At 57.6% G+C, this 19462-nt stretch carries 19 protein-coding genes; 5 read left to right on the forward strand and 14 right to left on the reverse strand.

Annotated elements, in window-relative coordinates; all coding sequences use genetic code 11:
- The first annotated feature begins 94 nt into the window (after positions 1–94).
- A complete protein-coding gene (locus tag R5R33_RS11420; protein ID WP_318952829.1) occupies positions 95–610 on the forward strand; it encodes a peroxiredoxin in 516 nt (171 codons plus the stop codon).
- A gap of 81 nt (positions 611–691) precedes the next feature.
- Here R5R33_RS11420 and R5R33_RS11425 read toward each other — a convergent pair whose 3' ends face one another.
- A complete protein-coding gene (locus R5R33_RS11425) occupies positions 692–1489 on the reverse strand; it encodes a DUF2884 family protein (protein ID WP_318952830.1) in 798 nt (265 codons plus the stop codon).
- Positions 1490–1852: 363 nt separating this feature from the next.
- Here R5R33_RS11425 and R5R33_RS11430 point away from each other — a divergent pair, with 363 nt between their 5' ends.
- Together R5R33_RS11430 and R5R33_RS11435 are read left to right on the forward strand one after the other, a co-directional pair.
- Positions 1853–4393, forward strand: coding sequence for a TonB-dependent receptor plug domain-containing protein (locus tag R5R33_RS11430; RefSeq protein WP_318952831.1), 2541 nt, complete (start codon positions 1853–1855; stop codon positions 4391–4393).
- 123 nt (positions 4394–4516) lie between these two features.
- On the forward strand, positions 4517–4663 hold the full coding sequence (locus R5R33_RS11435; RefSeq protein ID WP_318952832.1) for a hypothetical protein: 147 nt from the start codon (positions 4517–4519) through the stop codon (positions 4661–4663).
- Between the two features lie 40 nt (positions 4664–4703).
- On the opposite strand, the gene R5R33_RS11440 is transcribed toward R5R33_RS11435, so the two are convergent.
- Both R5R33_RS11440 and R5R33_RS11445 read right to left on the reverse strand, forming a co-directional pair.
- Positions 4704–5852: a pyridoxal phosphate-dependent aminotransferase gene (locus tag R5R33_RS11440; RefSeq protein WP_318952833.1), complete on the reverse strand. Its 1149-nt coding sequence runs from the start codon at positions 5850–5852 to the stop codon at positions 4704–4706.
- A 55-nt stretch (positions 5853–5907) separates the two neighbouring features.
- Positions 5908–6726: a sulfite exporter TauE/SafE family protein gene (locus R5R33_RS11445; RefSeq protein WP_318952834.1), complete on the reverse strand. Its 819-nt coding sequence runs from the start codon at positions 6724–6726 to the stop codon at positions 5908–5910.
- 230 nt (positions 6727–6956) lie between these two features.
- Here R5R33_RS11445 and R5R33_RS11450 point away from each other — a divergent pair, with 230 nt between their 5' ends.
- Positions 6957–9359: a zinc-dependent metalloprotease gene (locus R5R33_RS11450; RefSeq protein ID WP_318952835.1), complete on the forward strand. Its 2403-nt coding sequence runs from the start codon at positions 6957–6959 to the stop codon at positions 9357–9359.
- 67 nt (positions 9360–9426) lie between these two features.
- Here the strand turns inward: R5R33_RS11450 and R5R33_RS11455 are convergent, their stop codons facing one another.
- Positions 9427–10245: a transglutaminase domain-containing protein gene (locus R5R33_RS11455; protein ID WP_318952836.1), complete on the reverse strand. Its 819-nt coding sequence runs from the start codon at positions 10243–10245 to the stop codon at positions 9427–9429.
- Between the two features lie 12 nt (positions 10246–10257).
- Positions 10258–10488: a DUF350 domain-containing protein gene (locus R5R33_RS11460; RefSeq protein WP_318952837.1), complete on the reverse strand. Its 231-nt coding sequence runs from the start codon at positions 10486–10488 to the stop codon at positions 10258–10260.
- Positions 10489–10702: 214 nt separating this feature from the next.
- Between R5R33_RS11460 and R5R33_RS11465 the strand changes: the two genes are divergently transcribed.
- The gene (locus R5R33_RS11465; protein WP_318952838.1) at positions 10703–11092 is read left to right on the forward strand and encodes a hypothetical protein; all 390 of its coding nucleotides are present in this window, start codon (positions 10703–10705) and stop codon (positions 11090–11092) included.
- Between the two features lie 85 nt (positions 11093–11177).
- Here the strand turns inward: R5R33_RS11465 and cyoE are convergent, their stop codons facing one another.
- From cyoE to R5R33_RS11510, 9 genes are all read right to left on the reverse strand, one after another.
- Positions 11178–12083: a heme o synthase gene (gene cyoE, locus R5R33_RS11470; protein ID WP_318952839.1), complete on the reverse strand. Its 906-nt coding sequence runs from the start codon at positions 12081–12083 to the stop codon at positions 11178–11180.
- Between the two features lie 28 nt (positions 12084–12111).
- Positions 12112–12441, reverse strand: coding sequence for a cytochrome o ubiquinol oxidase subunit IV (gene cyoD, locus R5R33_RS11475; RefSeq protein WP_318952840.1), 330 nt, complete (start codon positions 12439–12441; stop codon positions 12112–12114).
- The gene (gene cyoC / locus R5R33_RS11480; RefSeq protein WP_318952841.1) at positions 12441–13067 is read right to left on the reverse strand and encodes a cytochrome o ubiquinol oxidase subunit III; all 627 of its coding nucleotides are present in this window, start codon (positions 13065–13067) and stop codon (positions 12441–12443) included. Before cyoC ends, cyoD begins: the two co-directional genes overlap by 1 nt.
- The gene (cyoB, locus tag R5R33_RS11485; RefSeq protein ID WP_318952842.1) at positions 13064–15130 is read right to left on the reverse strand and encodes a cytochrome o ubiquinol oxidase subunit I; all 2067 of its coding nucleotides are present in this window, start codon (positions 15128–15130) and stop codon (positions 13064–13066) included. Before cyoB ends, cyoC begins: the two co-directional genes overlap by 4 nt.
- 2 nt (positions 15131–15132) lie before the next feature.
- On the reverse strand, positions 15133–16062 hold the full coding sequence (cyoA, locus tag R5R33_RS11490) for a ubiquinol oxidase subunit II (RefSeq protein WP_318952843.1): 930 nt from the start codon (positions 16060–16062) through the stop codon (positions 15133–15135).
- A 171-nt stretch (positions 16063–16233) separates the two neighbouring features.
- A complete protein-coding gene (locus R5R33_RS11495; RefSeq protein ID WP_318952844.1) occupies positions 16234–16635 on the reverse strand; it encodes a hypothetical protein in 402 nt (133 codons plus the stop codon).
- Between the two features lie 282 nt (positions 16636–16917).
- On the reverse strand, positions 16918–17316 hold the full coding sequence (locus R5R33_RS11500) for a globin (protein ID WP_318952845.1): 399 nt from the start codon (positions 17314–17316) through the stop codon (positions 16918–16920).
- A 233-nt stretch (positions 17317–17549) separates the two neighbouring features.
- Positions 17550–17999 (reverse strand): S8 family serine peptidase, encoded by a 450-nt coding sequence (locus tag R5R33_RS11505; RefSeq protein WP_318952846.1) that lies wholly within the window; start codon positions 17997–17999, stop codon positions 17550–17552.
- A gap of 24 nt (positions 18000–18023) precedes the next feature.
- Positions 18024–19124 (reverse strand): S8 family serine peptidase, encoded by a 1101-nt coding sequence (locus R5R33_RS11510; RefSeq protein ID WP_318952847.1) that lies wholly within the window; start codon positions 19122–19124, stop codon positions 18024–18026.
- Positions 19125–19462 lie beyond the last annotated feature (338 nt).

Here is a 19462-nt window from a genome sequence, read left to right on the forward strand (position 1 = left end):
ATTTTCCCGGATTGGCCCTGTCTGATTTTGGGGTGAAAAAGTGTACTTTTGCAGAGTTAACGGTTGAAATTATTGCCTGGATAAGGAGCTGGAGATGAAAAAACTATTCTGTTGGCTGGCGCTGTTGTTTGTCGCATGCCCTGCCGTGGCGATTGAGGTTGGCGAACCTGCACCGGAGTTTTCCCTGCAGGCATCCGATGGCAAGACTTATACCCTGTCTGACTTCAAAGACAAGCAGGCGGTGGTGATCGCCTGGTATCCGAAAGCGTTTACCAAGGGCTGTACCATCGAGTGCAAATCCCTAGCGGAAAATGGCCACCTGATTCGCGAGTACGATGTCACCTACTTCATGGCTAGCACCGATGAAGTGGAAGACAACAAAAAATTCGCCGATGAATACAAGGCAGATTTCCCGCTGCTGAGCGATCCAACCGGTGCTGTTGCCGAGGCCTACGACGTGAAAATGCCAGTGCTGAATATGGCCAAACGGGTTACCTTCTATATCGGCAAGGACGGGAATATCCTGAAAGTTGACCGCGATATCAAACCCGCTACCAGTGCCGAGGATATGGCGCGCACGTTGGGCGAGCTGGGTGTGGCAAAAAAATAAATTAAAAAAGGCCGCAAATAGCGGCCGAACACTTGGGGGTTTTACATAAATTTTGTGCGGGCCGGGGCAGGCCCGCACAAATTATTTCATGGTGATCAATTCCATGCCCTGCAGTGCAGGAATGGCCTGATGTAATTTTACTTCCAGTTCGTCCAGCGCTTGCAGCTGCAGACACAGCGCATCGGCACGAGCCTCCAGTCTTTCCGCTTTCTTTTCCACCTCGGCCTCGGCCGCTTCTGCCGCAGCCTCCGCGTCCCGTTCGATACTGGCGCCACCGGTAAACACTGCTTTCATGGCATGCCAGGCGATATTGCCGGCAGACTTTGCCGCGAGTTTTTCAATCTGCGGTTCCAGTTCCCTTTCAAACGTTTCGCCAAAGACGTCGTCAACCCACGGGCTGCCGAAAGTGTACACATCGCCCTGCTTTTTGGTCTGTGCCAGCAGTTTTTCTCGCAGTGCTTCGGAAGACTGCAGAAACTCCTGGGTATCGGCACTGTCCGGGCCGGCGAGCACCGCAAGCGCAATACCGACACCGTTCATCGCGATATCCATCGCCTCCACGGCAATTTCGGATACCTGACGTCCGGCGGTGTGCAACCCCTGCTGATAGGACTGCATCAACTCCTGTTGCCGACGGTCGAGGATCAGGCCGGTATCACCCACGGCCAGCTGGTCCGGAGCGTGGTAGGCAAACAGCGGCTGGTTGTCGTCCTCGTCACGGGTTTCCATGAAGTCGCGCCCGACGGTGATCTGCTGGTGGATATCCACATTGCAGCTGTGTTCGTCGCCTCCAGCCAGGTTGATCTCGGTTGCCTGTACCTGGGCGGCGAAGGGCAGGGCCAGTATGGAAGCGGCGGTCAGCAGGCGAATCTTGTTCATCGGTGTATCCAGCATGAATTTGTTCAAAGTGTCATTTGTGGCGTGATCTGCAGGTATGACGCTGCCCGGTTTTGATCCGGATGCAGTGCTTGCGAAAAAAGCCGAATATTTTTTGGCACGCATATTGCTCTTTCTCAGGTAGGCACCTGGTAATCACCTGGTGCACTCGTCAAGAGCGCCGGCCCTACTGGTCACAATGATCGTCACTGGCCCGGCACCAGAAGTATCCGTTGTACCCGATTTCCAGTTTAACCGCGCTTGCCTTGGCATACGCGGAACGGAGTTTCTTTGCCTGAAAAAAGGCTCAGGAAAGCGTCATTCAAAACAGGTTTTGGCATTTGTTCAATAAATGAGGGGTGGCTCATGAAGCGGAAAGCTCTAAGTTGTGCTGTGGTAGCTATCATTGCCGGGGGTGCCATGGCACCGATGCCGATGGCGGTGGCTGAAGAGGTGGAAGAAGTAGCGGTGACCGGGGTGCGGGGCAAGCCGCGCTCGGTATCTGACTCACCAGTACCGGTTGATGTATTCGGATCAGAAGCACTGGAGTCGGTATCCCATACCGATACCAACGACGTGCTGATGACTCTTGTTCCGTCCTACAGTCTGTCGCGCCAGCCGATCAGCGACGGCGGCACTTTTGTCCGCCCCGCACAGCTGCGTGGCATGCCTACGGATAAAACGCTGGTGCTGGTGAACTCCAAGCGTCGCCATCGCGCCGCACTGGTAGAGATTGGTGGTTCCGGTACCCAGGGTCCGGATATTGCGACTATTCCCAGCTCTGCTCTCAAATCCGTTGAGGTGCTGCGCGATGGTGCAGCGGCCCAGTACGGTTCCGATGCCATTGCCGGCGTGATCAACTTTATCCTCAAGGACAACGACGAGGGTGGCTCCTTCGGCGTGCGCACCGGCGAGTACAGTGAAGGCGACGGCTTCCAGACCACCGCAACCGGCAACGTCGGTATGCCCATTGGCAGTAGCGGCTTCCTGAGTATTTCCGGTGAAGTTTCCGCTGCGGATTTTACCTCCCGCTCCGAGCAATACTGTGAAGACTGGTTCTGTATGGCGGATCAGGATCCGGCATTTATTGAGGCGGCAAAAAATGCATCGCTGGAGGGCGATGTGGTACAGCCCTGGGGACAGCCGAACTCTGAAGGTGCGCGACTGTTCTTCAACGCCGGTTACGATCTCGGCGAGGGCAAGGAGCTGTATGCCTTTGGTAACTACTCCGAGAGCGAAGCCGATGGCAGCTTCTATTACCGCTACCCGAACAACGGCACCATTATGGACCTGCGCGAGCAGGATGGCTCCATTTACAGCCCGTTGGAAAAATTCCCCGGCGGCTTCACCCCGCGCTTTTTTGGTGAAGTGACCGACTACTCGATGGTGTCAGGATTTAAAGGCGAAATGGCTTCAGGTCTCGCATACGACCTGAGTGCGCGCTACGGCTATTCCGAAGTGGCCTACACCCTGAAAAATACCATCAACCCGTCCATGGGCCCGGATAGCCCCACGTCCTTCAAGCCGGGCACCCTGGCAAACGAAGAAGTCCAGATCCAGGCGGACTTTTCCAAGGAGCTGATGCTCGGTCTGAACAGCCCGGTTGTAGCGGCATTTGGTATCAGCTACATGGATGAATCCTACGAGCTGAGCGGTGGCGATGAGGCCTCCTATACCGCCGGTCCTTACGCTACCCAGGACCCCTGGGGTTTCTGTAATGACAATGGCACACCCACTGCCGATGGCCTTGCGGTAATGGTAGCGGGGTCGGGCCTCAACTGTGCAGATCCGGATGATCCGGTCTACCAGGTAGTGGGCGTGGGGTCCAACGGCTTCCCCGGCTACTCTCCGGAATACAGCGGCACCTACAGTCGCGACTCCTATGCCGTCTACGGTGACCTCAGCACAGACCTGACCGATCAACTGTTTGTACAGGCCGCAGTGCGCTTTGAGGATTACTCGGACTTTGACTCGGAGCTGGTGGGCAAGCTGGCGATGCAATACGACGTCACCGATAACTTCGGTCTGCGCGCATCGGTCGGCACCGGCTTCCGTGCACCAACTCCGGGCCAGCAGGGCACCACCAACGTCTCCACGCGTCTGCCCAATGGTTTCCCGGTGGCAACCGGTCTGTTCCCCGCCAGCAGCAGCGTTGCCCAGGCCCTGGGTGCCGAGGCGCTGAAGCCGGAAACTTCCACCAACTTCGCGTTCGGTTTTACTGCGGATTTCGACAAACTCAACCTGACCGTGGATTTCTATCGTATCGATGTGGATGACCGCACCTACGCGATTTCCACCCTGGATGTTTCTGCGGATAGCGACAGTGGTGCGGCCTACGACAATTATCTGGCGCTGGTGGATGCCGGAGTGGTGGGTGCCGAATCCATCGGCGGCGTGTTCTACTTCACCAACGCCTTCGATACCCGCACCCAGGGTGTGGATGTGGTGGCAACCTACCCACTGGAATGGTCGGCAGACAGCACCACCAACATCACTGCGTCGCTGAACTACAACAAGTCGGAGTTTACCTCCGACCCCAGTGAATATCTGAACGAAGAAGACCAGTACGACTTCGAGAACTTCGACCCGAAATTGCGCGGCGCGGTCACCGCCATGCACGATATTGGCCCGGTTTCACTGCTGGCCCGCGCCAACTGGTATGGAACTTCAGAAAACTACAATGGCGGCGAAGTGCAGAAGTACGGATCGGTGGTGCAGGTGGATCTGGAAGGTAAATACCACTTTACCGAAAACACCAGTGCCAGCCTCGGTGGCCGCAATATTTTCGACGAGTATCCGGACAAGGACCTGCTCGGCGATTACTGCTGTGGCGCTGTCTACCCGACCGGCTCCATCGTCGACTGGCAGGGCAGCTTCTACTACCTGAGCCTGAATCACAGCTTCTGATATTGAGGTGTCTTCTACGTGACTTGATCCCCGCTCTGCGGGGATTTTTTTTGCCTGATGGCTATGCCAAACCTATCGCCAAACCCTGGAAATAAAGCGGCGGATATGGAAGGTAAACTAAATATGGCCAGAATTAACTGGCTGGCTGGCTGGCTGGCTGGCTGGCTGGCTGGCTGGCTGGCTGGCTGGCTGGCTGGCTGGCTGGCTTGCTTGTGGTTGCTGGCTTGTAGTTGCGGGTATGAAGTCGCAGGCATAAAAAAGGCCAGCTAATGCTGGCCAGTGGAGCGATTGTTATTCTCGCAACTGCGGATCAGCCCATGCGGTGCAGAACCTTCGGCAGTGCAGAAGTGTATTTCTGCACATCCTCGATAAAGCCCATGCTGACGCGCGACCAGTTGGTGTAATCGCGGTAGATGCCGCGAATATGCACGTTCTCTTTCTCCATCTCTGCACGGAAGGTCTCCGCGTTGAGCTCGCCGAGATTGACGAACATGAAATTGGTAACCGACGGCAGAGCGGTGAGACCATTTTCCTTGACCGCGGCGCTGACCATTTCACGCGCTTCCTTGATCTTGCTGCGGCAGTAATCCATGAAGGTGTGATCTTCATAGCTGGCAATCGCAGCGGCAAGACCGGCCTGGTTGAGCCCGTACCAGCCCACACCGTACTTCTCTATCTCGGCGATTTTTTCCGGCTGCGCGATCAGGTAGCCCACGCGCATGCCGGCGAGGCCGTAAATTTTGGAAAAGGTGCGCGCGACGATGATGTCGTGACCCTGTTTCACCAGCGGGATTACCGAGTTGGCATCGCTGTTGTCGGTGATTTCGTTGTAGGCCTCATCCGACAGTACGGTGCATTTCTTGGAAGCCTTGATGCAGAAGTTATTCATGGCCACCGGGTCGATCAGCAGGCCGGTGGGGTTATTCGGGTTGGTCACCTGAACCATGGAAACGGAATCGTCGATGGCTGCGTACATGGCGTCCAGGTCAATCTGCATCGATTCCAGTTTTGGCAGGCGTTTGATTTCGCCCAGCTCCTGGATTTCCACCACACGCGAGGTGGTATCCCAGAACAGATCCGGGCCGAGAATATTGCCCTTGCGTCCAGCTACGATGGCGGCGGCGGTGAGGCCCGCACTGCTGCCGGAACCGATGCTGATATGCTCCGGGGTCAGGCCGTGGCGCTCGGCAATCATCTCCTTGAGTCGGATCACACTGTCGAAAACGTAGTAGGCGCCTTTCTGGCTCGCCTCCATCATGGCCTTGAGCGCGGCGGGGCTGGGGCCGTAAGGGTTTTCATTCGAGTTCAGTCTGGCAATCCCTGGGGGCGGTCCGTACAGCGGCTTGGGGCGCACGATTTCCTTGGCGGAAGCGGCGCTGGCCAGGCCTCCCATGGTGGCGGCAGAAAAGGCCGCAGTGGCCCCCTGTAAGAACAACCTTCTGCTCAGTGATTTGTGCATTATTTTATTCTCCCGGTTGTGTGTTTGTGCTTATGAATATTTGTGCAATCAGTTTTTATGCCTTGGCAAACATCGCCACGGATACCGCAATCAGGTAAACCCCGAACAGCCGCTTCAGGTGCAGCTCGTTCAGGCTGTGCGCCCAGCGCGCGCCGATGGGGGCAGAGATGATGGAAAAGGCGGAAATCGCGATCAGCGCGGGAATATTGATGTAACCGATGGAGCCCATGGGCAAATTTGGTGCGCCGAGTCCCATGATCAGGAAGCCGATGGCACCGGGCAGGCCGATCAGGAAGCCGATTCCGGAGGCGGTTGCCACAGCCTGGTGCGCCGGGCGGTTGCACAGCACCATGGTCATCACCGTAATGGTGCCGCCGCCGATACCGAGCAATGAAGAAAACCCGCCGAGAAAGCTGGCAAGCCCCGCGCGGGCGATACCCGTGGGCATCTGCAGTTTGCCTTTGAGGCCATCGAACAGATGGGGAAACAAAAAATAGATGGAATAGAGCAACACACCGCCGGCAAATACCTTCACCAAACTTTTGCTATCGGTAAAAGAGGCGATATACAGGCCCGCGCCCACTCCGAGCACAATCCATATCGACCAGTCACGCAGTACCTTGAAGTCCACTGCGCCCCGTTTGTTGTGCGCCTGCACCGAGCGCGCTGAGGAAATTACGATGGAGGCGAGCGAGGTGCCGACGGCCACCCGCATCATTTCATCCGTGGCGCTGTGCAGGAAGGGGAATACTGCGAGCAGCGCGGGCACCACCACAAATCCTCCGCCGTTGCCAAACAACCCCGCGGTAATTCCCGCAATCAAACCCGCGGCGCACAGCAGCAGGATAAACAGAGATACTTCCTCGATACTCATTGATTCCCCCGTTTGTTCCTCGTTGAATATCTGGGGAAAAGCATTAACCGTGCCAAGGCACGGGCAGATTCGTTGAGTGGGGATGAAACGAAGGGATTGAGGGCTCGGTCGAGGTCGATGCGCGAAAGCGCCGGGGAATGGTTTACTGAAGTGCGAGGGATTGGTTTACTGAAGCGCTGCAGCTGGTACTCTTTGGCGACAACAACAGTGCGATCACACGCGGGGGAGATATGTTCAAGAGGCTGATTATTGCCTTCACACTGCTGCTGAGTATTTCAGCGCAGGCCGAGCCCATCAGCAGCCTGACCGGTGGTATGGAGCGGCAGCAGGGGCTGTTTGATTTTTACTGGGATAAACAGAAAGGGCGTGTCCTGCTCGAGATCGACAGCTTCGATCGCGAACTGCTGCTGCTCACCGGTCTCGCCCAGGGGCTCGGGTCCAATCCAGTGGGGCTGGATCGCAACCAGGTAGGCGAGAGCCGCGTGGTGAAATTCGAGCGCATCGGCAACAAGGTCCTGCTGCACGAGATCAACCTGAAATACCGCGCCCTGTCCGATAACCCGGCGGAGCGCCGCGCGGTGTCCGAGGCCTTTGCCTCCTCGGTGCTGTGGGGGTTCGAGGTGCTGGGGGAAGAGGGCAGTGGCGTGCTGGTGGACTTCACGCCGTTTGTGCTGAGTGACCAGCACGGTATCGGCCAGCGTCTCAAGGATGCCAGGCAGGGTAACTACAGCATCGACGGCAGCAAATCTGCGGTCTACCTGCCGCGCACCAAGAGCTTCCCCCAGAACACCGAATTTGAGGCCCAGCTGACCTTTGCGGGCAGCGAGCCGGGCAATTACCTGAGAGAAGTGGTGCCCACGCCCAATCTGGTTACCCTGCGCCAGCATATCTCACTGGTGGCGCTGCCGGACGAGGACTACCAGCCGCGCCGATTCCACAGTCGCAGCGGTTATTTCCCGCTGACCTACCGGGATTACGCCACCGACATCGACCAGCCCATGGACCAGAGGCTGATCTACCGCCACCGCCTGCAGAAAAAACCGGGCAGCAATGAGCCGGTGAAGCCGATCGTGTATTACGTGGATTCCGGCGTACCGGAACCGGTGCGCAGTGCGCTGATCGAGGGCGCCAGCTGGTGGAACCAGGCGTTCGAGGCGGCCGGGTTTGAAAATGCCTTCCAGGTCAAAATCCTGCCGGAAGACGCCGACCCGCTGGATGTGCGCTACAACGTGATCAACTGGGTGCACCGCTCCACCCGCGGCTGGTCCTACGGTTACTCCATTGCCGATCCGCGCACCGGCGAAATTCTCAAGGGCAACGTCACTCTCGGCTCGCTGCGGGTGCGTCAGGACTACCTGATCGCCCAGGGGCTGCTGCAGCCGTACGGCGAGGAAAATGCCGATACGGAAAAACTGAAAGCGATGGCACTGGCACGTATCCGCCAGCTATCCGCCCACGAGGTGGGCCACACCCTCGGTATCGCCCATAACTTTATCGCCAGCACCGCCGGCCGCGCCTCGGTGATGGACTACCCGGCGCCGCTGGTCAGCCTGAATGGCGGCGCACTGGAAATCAACGAGGCCTACGACACCGGCATCGGTGCGTGGGACAAACTGGTGGTGCGCTATGGCTACGGCCTCGCCGACGGTGAGGGCGATGACAACGAACAGTTGTATCTCACCAGTATCATCGACGATGCCCGCGCGCAGAAACTGCGTTTTATTTCCGACCCGGACTCCCGCGCCATCAATAACGCCCATGCGAACTCCCACCTGTGGGACAACGGCGGCGATGCGCTGGACGAATTTGCGCGCATGACCGAATTGCGCCGTTATGCACTGGATCATTTCAGCGCGGCGGCCAACCCGCGCGGCAGCGCGCGCTCGTCGCTGGATGAAACCCTGGTGCCGGTCTATTACGGCCACCGCTACCAGGCCGAGGCTGTGGGCAAGCTGATCGGTGGTCTCGACTACGACTACCTGTACAACGACGCCGAAGCCGAGAGTTACTCGCTTGTCTCCGCCGACCGGCAGCAGCGTGCTATCGACGCACTGATGCAAACGTTGCAGCCGGAATTCCTCACCCTGCCGGAAAAGGTGCTGCAGTTGCTGCCGCCGAAGTCCTACGGCTACGACCGCACCGGCGAGAGCTTTCCCGCCTATACCGGCGTGGCGTTTGATGGCATCGCCATGGCCGAGGCGGCCGCCGGCCACACCTATTCCATCCTGCTCGACCCGGAGCGCGCAGCGCGGCTGCAGGAGCAGCAGGCGCGCCGCGGCGAAGGCCCCGGCTTCAATACCCTGCTGGCACAGCTCACCGAGCAGGCACTGGCACGGGATGAATTTCGCGGGTTGCAGGCGGCGATTCACCAGCGGGTAAACCATGTGTATATCCAGCAACTGATGCTGTTGGCGGACAATAAAAATGCAGCGGAATCTGCGCGTGCCCGCGCCAACTTCGAGCTGGCGAAATTCCAGCACGCCATCGGTACCATGAAACTGTTTGGCGACGATCCGCAGGGCTACAACGCCCACTACTTCTACGAGGCGAAACGTATCGCCGCCTTTATGGATGGGGATCTGGATGTGGAGGCCGGCGAGATCAAGCCGATACCGCCGGGTTCGCCCATCTGATAATGCCAATAAAAAAGCCGGAGTCACCTCCGGCTTTTTTATTGGCGAACATCCTGCGCAAGCGGATTCAGCTGCGCACAAACTGCGATTTTCTGATCCAGTGATTGCCGCGATAACTGCGGGTGGCGGCTGAAGTGGTTTTGGCCCAGAAATAATCCCGGTTGAACTGAAATTCCACCTCGTAGCCCTCCGCCAGTGCCGCGAGTGGCATGGCTTGCCAGCTGGGCTGACGACGTTTGCTGGTAGCTTCCAGCAGGTATTCGGTGTTGTTGACGATGGCTACCACCCAGGCGTGGCCCTCCCCTTTGTGGGTGCCGAGAGCTACCCGCGCATCCACGCCGAGATTGATCAGCCAGTCGGCTAGCAGGATGGCGTGGTCTTCGCAGTCACCGCGTTTCTGGTAGTAGGCCTGGCGAGAGGTCTGCCAGATATCCGCGAGGCCGGCGTACTGCAAATGGTCGTACTGATATTCCTTGCGAATGGCGAGAGTGTACAGCGGTATCCACAGTTCATTGGTAGCAAAGGGCTGGAAGCCGACCAGATAGCTGTTGGCAAAGTGGTGCAGGCTGTCGAGGCCGCGGGCAGACGCGGTGACATTTTCCAGCCCCTGCCAGTTCCAGATGGAAATGTAGCCGCTCTCGCTTTCGGAGCGCCGTCCCACCGCCTGTTGCACCATTTTTTCGGTGAGCGGTGATTGGCTGCCGGATACCAGTACCGAACCGCTCTGGTTGTCGCTGACTTCTGAGTCTTCGTTTTCACTCGCGCGCGCAGTGGTGCGCTGTTGGCTCTGCACCGCGCTCTCATGCAGTAACTGATTTCGCTGCTGGATCAGCTCCGGCAACATCAACAGAGAGCCCAGCAGAATTCCCACCAGCAGCAGGCGCATGGATATTCCGCCTCAGCCTTTCAGGCCAAAGGAAATAATCATCGCCACAAACACCAGAATGGTGGAGGCAAATATCGCTACGGCAATATTTCCATTCTTCAGCTCCTGCTGGATATCCACATGTTTCAGCAGTTTTTTGTCGATAACCAGCAGCGCAACCATGCCGACAAAAATGGCCAGTACGGTGTAGATCAGATTAATTCCGAGATTGAACAGAGTTGCGGTCAGAAATTCAGGTTGCACGTTTATTATCCAGTTGAAACCGTAAGAGCCCAATTAGAGCATATTGGAGGCTACTTTTCCGCTTTCCGAATAATGCGCGGTATTGACAAAAAATGGGGTGTGGAAAAGGGGCAGTTTCACCGGCGGTGGCTGGAAAAATTATCGGGAAATTTGTTGGGGACGACTTGTGGGCGTGAGTAGACTTCGTGACACGTTGGAAGAGGAGGAGTTTTCCATGCGTTACTTAATACCTGTAGTACTGTTCTGTTCACTGTCAGGTGCCGCCCTTGCGGGCCAACCGATTTCCCAGCTACCTGCTGGTGCGTCTGAGGTCCAGATCTTGGGTACCACCTACTGGAAAAGTGGCGATAATTTCTATCGCTTCAATCAGGAATCCGGCATGTTCTATGAGGTTCCCCAGCCCACTGTGCAGGCTCATCAGGATCGTGTGCAACAAGCGCACATGTACCAGCGCAGCCAGACCCTGCCGGGTACCGGCCTGACCAGCGATCAGATCGAAGGTTGCCGCAACGCGGCTGCGGATAAGTCCAATGAGGTTCCCAACCGCGGTAGCGACGTTTATATCAGTGAGTACAACAGCTGCGTGAGGGATCTGCAGCAGTAATTACTCAATGATCTTATAGAGATGAAAAAGGTTTGCCGGTTACCCGGCAAACCTTTTTAGTTCTGCATCACCTTTAAATTCGGTGTCAGATCCCAGCCAGGTGCGGGGCCACACTGTTGAAGTCCAGCGCCATGGTAACGCTGAGAGCGGTGATGATAAAAATCGAAAACGCAAACACCTGCCGCGCCCAGCCGTGGATATCCACATCTTTGCGGTATCCCCGCAACGCCATCGCCAGCCACCAGATACTGGTGGTGCAGGCCACCGCCATAAACGCCACGCCGGTATAACCATTCAGCGGTAACAGGATACTGGCCAGGGCAAACACCGCGATATACAACACTATGTGCAGTTTGGCCTTGCCGATGCCCTGCGCCACCGGTAACACCGGGATATTCGCCGCCTCGTAGTCGCGGTAGCGGAAGATCGCAATGGCATAGGAGTGCGGCATCTGCCACAGGCAGAACATCAGCAGCAGGATCAGCGCCGCGCCGTCGCACTCTCCAGTCACCGCACAGTAGCCGACCACTGGCGGCACTGCACCGGACAGCGCACCGACCAGGGTGCCGTAAACGGAGTTGCGCTTCATGTACAGGCTGTAAACCCCCACATAAACCACATACCCCAGTGCGGCGAAGACCACACTGACGGCATTGGTACAGAGCGCGAGCAGGGCAAAGCCGGCAATACCGAGCGCTGCGCCGAACAGCAATGCAGTGCGTGCGGCCAGGGCACCGGTGACGGTGACCCGGTTGCAGGTGCGCTGCATACACGCGTCGATATCGCGGTCGATGCAGTTGTTGATGGCGCAGCCGGAGGCCACCACCAGCGACAGTCCGATGACTGTCGCCATAAACAGGCCCCAGTCGATCTCGCCGCGGGCGGCGAGAAAAAATCCTCCCGCGACAGAGATCAGGTTGCCGGCAATGATGCCCGGCTTGGTGACGGCAAAGTATTTCAAAACAACGTATTTTGAGAAATGCTTGGACACAGTCATTACCTGAATCGTGGCAAAACCATCAATGCATCATCATGGCGTTGGAGGCGTAGATGATCCACACCGACAGCCCCACCACCATCACGATGATCAATGCGGTAAACAGGAAGGCAAAGGTATTTGCACGTCCCGCGACGGAAAAATTCAGGTGCAGGAAATATTTCAGGTGTACCACCACCTGCACGATCGCCATTACCACCACCAGCCAGATACTGGTGGCCTTGTCGAATTGCCCGGTCATCACCGCCCAGAAGGGAATGGCAGTGAGAATGACCGACAGTACAAACCCCACCAGGTAGGATTTGACACTGCCGTGATCGGCAGCATGTACGTGTTCAGTATGTGCGCTCATCACAGCACTCCCATCAGGTAAACCACGGTAAATACACACACCCAGACGATATCCAGGAAGTGCCAGAACAGGCTCAGGCAGGACAGCCGGGTAATGGTCGCCTTCCCGAGGCCGCGCTTGACCACTTCGATCATCATCACCGCCATCCAGACCAGGCCGGCAGTCACGTGCAGGCCGTGCATGCCGACCAGGGCGAAGAACGAAGACAGGAAGGCGCTGCGCGACGGGCCGTTGCCCTCGGCAATCAGGTGATGGAATTCATTCACTTCCATACCGATAAACACCGCGCCGAAGGCGAAGGTCACCAGCAGCCACCCGAGGGTGGCGCCTTTGTGCTGGCGGTGCGCAGCAATCATGGCGAAGCCGTAGGTGATACTGCTGAGCAACAGCGCCGCGGTTTCGATGGCCACGTAATCCAGTTCGAAAATATCGCGCCCGGACACGCCACCAGCGGTGTTCATAAACAGCACTGCGTAGGTGGCAAACACCGAGGCGAACAGCAGGCAGTCGGTCATCAGGTAGAGCCAGAAACCGAAAATAGTGTTCTCACTCGTGTCGTGGTGATGATCGTCGTGGTGATCGGACACCGCAGCGGCGCCCTGTGGTATTTGAGCTATCGCGGTCATGCGGACACCTCTTCAAAAGTTTCTTCGGTTGCCTTTTTGCGGCGCTTCGCCGGCGTGGCCTGGCCGTGACCAGGTACCGGCGTCGGTGCAGGGTTTACATGGCGCAGATGCGCGTATTCGATGCGCGCGATCTCATCCGGCTGCACGTAGTAATCCACATCTTTCGCATAGGCACGCTGCAGCAGGAACGCCACCACGGCCACCAGGCTCGCTGCGGCCAGCCAGGTGATATGCCACACCGCGGCAAAGCCGAAGGCGGTGGCGGCGCCGGCAATCAGGATGCCGGCGGCGGTGTTTCTCGGCATGTGGATCGGCGCGTATTTGACGGGACGCTGGTAGGCGGTGCCGTTCTCTTTCATATCGGTAAACGCGTCGATGTCGTGTACCTGCGGCAGTACCGCAAAGTTGTAGAACTGCGGCGGCGAGGCGGTGGACCATTCCAGGGTGTGGCCGTTCCAGGGATCACCGGTGAGGTCGCGGTTCTGCTCGCGGTCGCGGAATGCCAGGTACAGCTGCACAAACTGCAGCACGATACCGACGAGGATCACGAAGGCGCCGGCACAGGCGATATACAGCCAGATATTCCAGTCGGGGTTGTCGGAGTGGTTCAGGCGGCGGGTCATGCCGAGGAAGCCCAGCACATACAGCGGCATAAATGCCATGTAGAAACCGACCTGCCAGCACCAGAAAGACGCCTTGCCGATACGCTCGTTCAAATGGAAGCCCATCGCTTTGGAGAACCAGAAGGCAAAACCGGCCAGGTAACCAAACACCGCACCACCGATGATGGTGTTGTGGAAGTGGGCAATCAGGAACAGGCTGTTATGCAGCACATAGTCAGCACCGGGTACCGCGAGCAGTACACCGGTCATACCGCCGATGGTGAAGGTCACCATAAAGCCCAGGGTCCACAGCACCGGCGCGGTCATGCGCAGGCGGCCGCGGTACATGGTGAACAGCCAGTTGAACAGTTTCACCCCGGTGGGTACCGCAATGATCATGGTCATGATGCCGAAGAAGGCATTCACATTGGCACTGGAGCCCATGGTGAAGAAGTGGTGCAGCCACACGATGAAGCCGAGAATGGAAATCGCACCGCTCGCCCACACCATGGACTTGTAACCGAACAGGCGCTTGCCGGTGAAGGTGGAAATCACCTCGGAGAAAATACCGAATGCCGGCAGCACCAGGATGTATACCTCGGGATGTCCCCAGGCCCAGAACAGGTTGATATACATCATGGCGTTGCCGCCAAGGTCATTGGTGAAGAAGTGGAAATCCAGGTAGCGGTCGAGGGTCAGCAGGCCCAGCACCGCGGTCAGAATCGGGAAGGAGGCCACGATCAGCACGTTGGCCCAGGTGCAGGTCCAGGTGAAAATCGGCATATCCATCAGCTTCATACCCGGCGCGCGCATCTTGAACACGGTCACCAGGAAGTTCACCCCGGTCAGCAGGGTGCCGACACCGGAAATCTGCAGCGCCCAGATGTAGTAATCCACTCCCACACCGGGACTGAACGACAACTCCGACAGCGGCGGATACGCGAGCCAGCCGGTCTTGGCAAACTCACCGAGGCCGAGGGAAATATTGATCAGGATGGCGCCGCCTGCGGACAACCAGAAGCTCAGGTTGTTCATGAACGGGAAGGCCACATCGCGCGCGCCTATTTGCAGCGGCAGCACGATGTTCATCAGGCCGATCATGAACGGCATCGCCATGAACATGATCATGATCACCCCGTGGGCGGTGAAGATCTGGTCGTAGTGTTCCGGCGGCAGGTAGCCGGCGGATCCGTTAGTAGCCATGGCCAGCTGGGTGCGCATCATGATCGCGTCGGAAAAACCGCGGATCAGCATGATCAGCGCGAGCAGGATATACATCACCCCGAGGCGCTTGTGGTCGACGGAAGTGATCCAGTCAAACCACAGGATGTTCCACTGCTTTGCGCGGGTGATGGCGAGCGCGATGAGTACGCCGGCAATACCGACCACCGCGAGGGTGCCCATGATGATGGGCTCGTGATAGGGAATTGCTTCCCAGGATAATTTACCGAGCAGATTCATTTTTACTCCTCCGCTTTGCTGTTGTGCCTGGTGGGGTGCATGCCAGCGGAACCGTGTTCCATTTCATGCTCGGCCGGGGCCTTGTTCCAGGTGTTGTAGTGCTGCATGTACTTGAACATGACCTGGTGGAAGAGCCCGTCGCTGACCGCGCTGAAATACTCCACCGGGTGGTTTTCACTGGGCTCGGCGAGCTTCGCGTAGCGGGCGCTGTCGAGCGTCGGGTGGTCGCGCTTCATGTCGCTTGCCCAGCGCTCGAACGCGGCTTCGTCCACTGCTTTGGTTTCGAAGTGCATGCCGGAGAAGCCTTCACCGCTGTAGTTGGCCGAGAAGCCCTCGAAGGTGCCCGGCTCATTGGCGATCAGGTGCAGCTTGGTTTCCATGCCCGCCATGGAATAAATCTGGCTGCCCAGCTGCGGGATGAAGAACGAGTTCATGGTGGACTCAGAGGTGATCTTGAAATTCACCGGTCTATCCGTGGGGATCACCAGCTCGTTCACCGCGGCAATGCCCTGTTCCGGGTAGATGAACAGCCATTTCCAGTTCAGCGATACCACTTCCACGGTGAGCGGATCGCGCTCGTGTTCCAGTGGTTTGTAGGGATCGAGACTGTGGGTGGAGCGCCAGGTGATGACACCGAGGATGAGCACGATCACCACCGGCACCAGCCATACGGCGGCTTCGATCTTTCCGGAGTGGGCCCACTTGGGTGCGTAGATTTCATGTTCCCGTCCCTCGCGGTATTTCCACGCGAAGTACAGGGTCATGACGATCACCGGAATCACCACCAGCAACATCAGCAGGGTGGAGATGATGATCAGGTTTTTTTCGTCGACACCCACTTGTCCCTTGGGGTCGAGCACACCGCCGTCGCATCCCGCCAGTGCAAGCACGGCAGCAGACAGCGCAGCGTTTCTGAGGCTACGAGTTAACACGAGGAGCATTCCTCTCGGCATGGAGATTGACAACCACTACCTGGGGTAGTGAGAGAGGCGCTGACAAATTGCGAACGAACAGATCCACGGCCCGATGCCGCTGGCAGTCAGGTCACAGGTTTATATTGCGTCGAAAAATATCAGCGCGAACGGCCACAAAGACCGAACTGGTTACGCGCGGAAGGGGGGAGCCCGGGAGGTGTGGGCGGAGCGGTGTGCGGAGCACAGTGCCGGAGTCGGCGGTTGCAGTGCGCGGAGAAAATGTTTGAAGACCGCGCGCAGGCTTCTGAAAAAACTGAGCAGGAGCTGCAGCCAGAAGTGCCGGAAAATGAAAATACTGGTGATCAGCAGCGCCGCACCGGCGAGCGCGATAATGGTCTCGGAGGTCATGCCGCTTTCGAGAATCGGCATAAGCTCGGAAGGTGTCGGCGGAAAACCGAATTGCAGCAGCAAGCTGGAAAAACCGAAGAAGGCACTACCCAGCAGCCAGAATACGAATACAGCCTTGACTCGAGGGTCAAGGTTGGCCGGAAAAATTCCGCTCGCAGTGGTGAAGTGGCTGATCGCTTTCAAAAACTCATCCAGCGGGTAATGCTTGCAGCAGGGCTGCACTCTGAATCGGGAAGCTGCAGCCTGGTTTATAGGAATTTAAGGCCCCCGGACGGCTGCGCGCGAAGCCTACCAAACTATCCGGGAGCGCACAAAGGGAAACTGCCCACACCTCTGGTGGGCGCAGGCCGTATGTTCTGGAGATTTTTTCTATAGCGGAATCGCCGTCTGTTTTGATCGGCTATGGTGGAGATCAAATCCTAAGCGTGAGTGCTATTGGGTGTTTTTTTATCAGGTTCGCCGGGCTCAATAAGCGCCGCGGATCACTTCGATACCGGGTCCAATGGCGCGGCGCCAGCACAGGGCCGTGGTTTCATCAAACTGAGGATCGTATTGCCGCAAGGTAGCGAGCAGAGCGTCCAGCCAGAGGCCGTACCATTCGGGGCGGATGTTGAAGCCGGTGCGGGAGTGGCTGCAGCCGAGCGCGCGCAGTTTGGTGTCCGGCATACCGCGGGCGTGCAGCACCAGTTGCATGATGCCATTGCGCAGCAGGTGACGCTGTGCGGCCATGTTGGTGTTGGCAAACAATGCGCGAATCTCAGCGGAGCTGCCCATAAAGCGATCGTAAAAATCGATAAAAAAGCTCTCGTTGTTACAGCAGCGTCCATAGCTCTGAAACACCACATCGCTATCGGCATTTCCCATTCCTGAACTCCCTGTTTTTTCTGGCGATTAAATGCTGTTGGAGGTGCGCCGCTGCTCAGCGCTGGCGTCGGCTGTCGAGGCGGAAGATTCTAGCGGGGGGAGGTGTAGGGAAATTGATTTGGATCAAGGTGGGCACTCAAGTTGATCTAGATCAATTCGGCCGAGCCTGGCCTGGTGCCGTTATGTAAAAAGGGGGCACACGGCCCCCATTAGAAAGAGATGATCAGCGTTGATCAATTAGTGCAGTTTTTGCCTTTGCAGGGTTTGCCGCCGCCACTGCCACCACCGCTGCTGCCACCTGAGGAGCTGCCGCCGTCGCAAGGATTGGCAGTGAGGTAATCCACTGCCGCTTTCGCCTGCACCAGGCCATAGCCGTAGGCATTGTCGCGACCGGCCGCGCCGAGATCCTCTGCACTGTTGTCCAGTGCGGTGCGGATCTGGCTGGCGCTACAGCTGGGGAAGTTGCTCCACACCAATGCGGCCACGCCGACGACATGGGGGGTCGCCATGGAGGTGCCGTTGAAATAGGCGTAATCGCTGGCGGCGATGGTCAATGTGGCACTGGTGCCGAGTTGTCCGAGCAGCGCGGCGCCGTCGGTATCGGAAATGCCCGCCGAGGGAATGCTGGTGACGGTTTCGCCGAGAGTGCCGAACAGCATACCGGGCTCATTGTTGTACACCACAGCAGCGGCACCGCCACCGGCCTCTCACGCCAGTACCTTATCCGCAAAGCTGATGTTGCCGCGGGAAATCAGGCACACCTTGCCGGCGGCATTGGCGCACGCAGACTCGCCCAGGCCGCAATCCACCAGGGCGCCGGTGGCGCTGTCCAGGGGGCTGCCCTCCATGCCGGAGGCTTCGATGCTGTTGCCGCCAACGTTCAGCGTGGTGGAGAGGCCCATACCAACAGGAACCGAAGACAGCACGTCTACGCCGGGGCCGGACAGTTCTACCTGGTCGGTCTGCTGGGAGAAGCTCGCCACCACCTTGTTGCTGTCGACTGCGGCAACAGAAACTACCGAATCGTAGGAAGCCGGGTAGGAGTGGCGGGTATTGCCATCGTTACCAGCGGCGGCAATGGAGAGGATATTCTGGTTGTTGTACAGGTCGGCGAACGCCCTGTCTTCGGTGCGCGACTTGAAGGTACCACCGAGGCTCATGTTGATCACACTGGCACCGTTGCTGGCACATTCGTCTGCCGCGGCGACCAGTGAGGAGGAGTAAGCCCAGCCGTCGACGCCGAATACCTTGACGATATGCAGCTTGATGTTGCCGTTGGGCATAACACCGACCACACCCTTGTTATTGCCGCCGATGGCGGCGATGGTGCCGGCGACGTGGGTGCCGTGGCTGTTTTCATCGGTGTACCAGAAACCGGTGCCGGAGTCGTTGCTGCCTGAAACGCTATTGCTGGAAAGGTCCTCGTGGGAGAGATCGTAACCCGAATCGATGATACATACGGTCTGGTTGCCGGCCAGCACGTCGCTGACCTGATTCGCCTGCACCATGGGAATACCGAAAGGGGTTTCTTCCGCCATGGGGTAGCGCTTCACGTCCTCTTCCACATATTCCACGTTGGGATTGTTGCGCAGTGCGGTCAGTGCCCCCGCCGGCAGGTGCGCAGCCATCGCGTTACGCTTTTCCAGCGCCATTGCCGAGCGGCCACCGTTTTTTTCCATCATGGCTTTTACCGCCGGCCCTTTGCCCTCCTTGAATTTGACGATGTAGCGGTCATCTGCACTGTTGGCGTGAACGGAAATGGCCATTGCCAGGGTGCTGGCGATTAATATTGGAATGGTTTTGATCATTGTTGTTAAGGCTCCAGTATGCGCTGGTACTTTTTATAGTTAATGGTTGTGCGGGTGGTCGACAGCGGTGTTTTGGGTACTGGCGTACACCCGGTAACGGCAAATGTAGACCTTTTTTGTGAGGTCGCCATCGCGTGATAAAGCAACTGTGCAAAGGTATGCAATTCACCAATTTGAAGTTGAACTGCGTGACAAGGTGATGGAGGGAGTCGAGCTTGAACTCGTTTGGGCTAATTATCAGGGGCAAGAAAATAGTTGGTACTGCGGTGCCGAATTTGGCGCGAACCAAAAAATTTTATGCATGATAGATGGGGCAGGCAGCGGGGCTTCGCTTGAGT

The sequence above is a fragment of the Microbulbifer pacificus genome, assembly GCF_033723955.1.
Lineage (GTDB): Bacteria > Pseudomonadota > Gammaproteobacteria > Pseudomonadales > Cellvibrionaceae > Microbulbifer > Microbulbifer pacificus.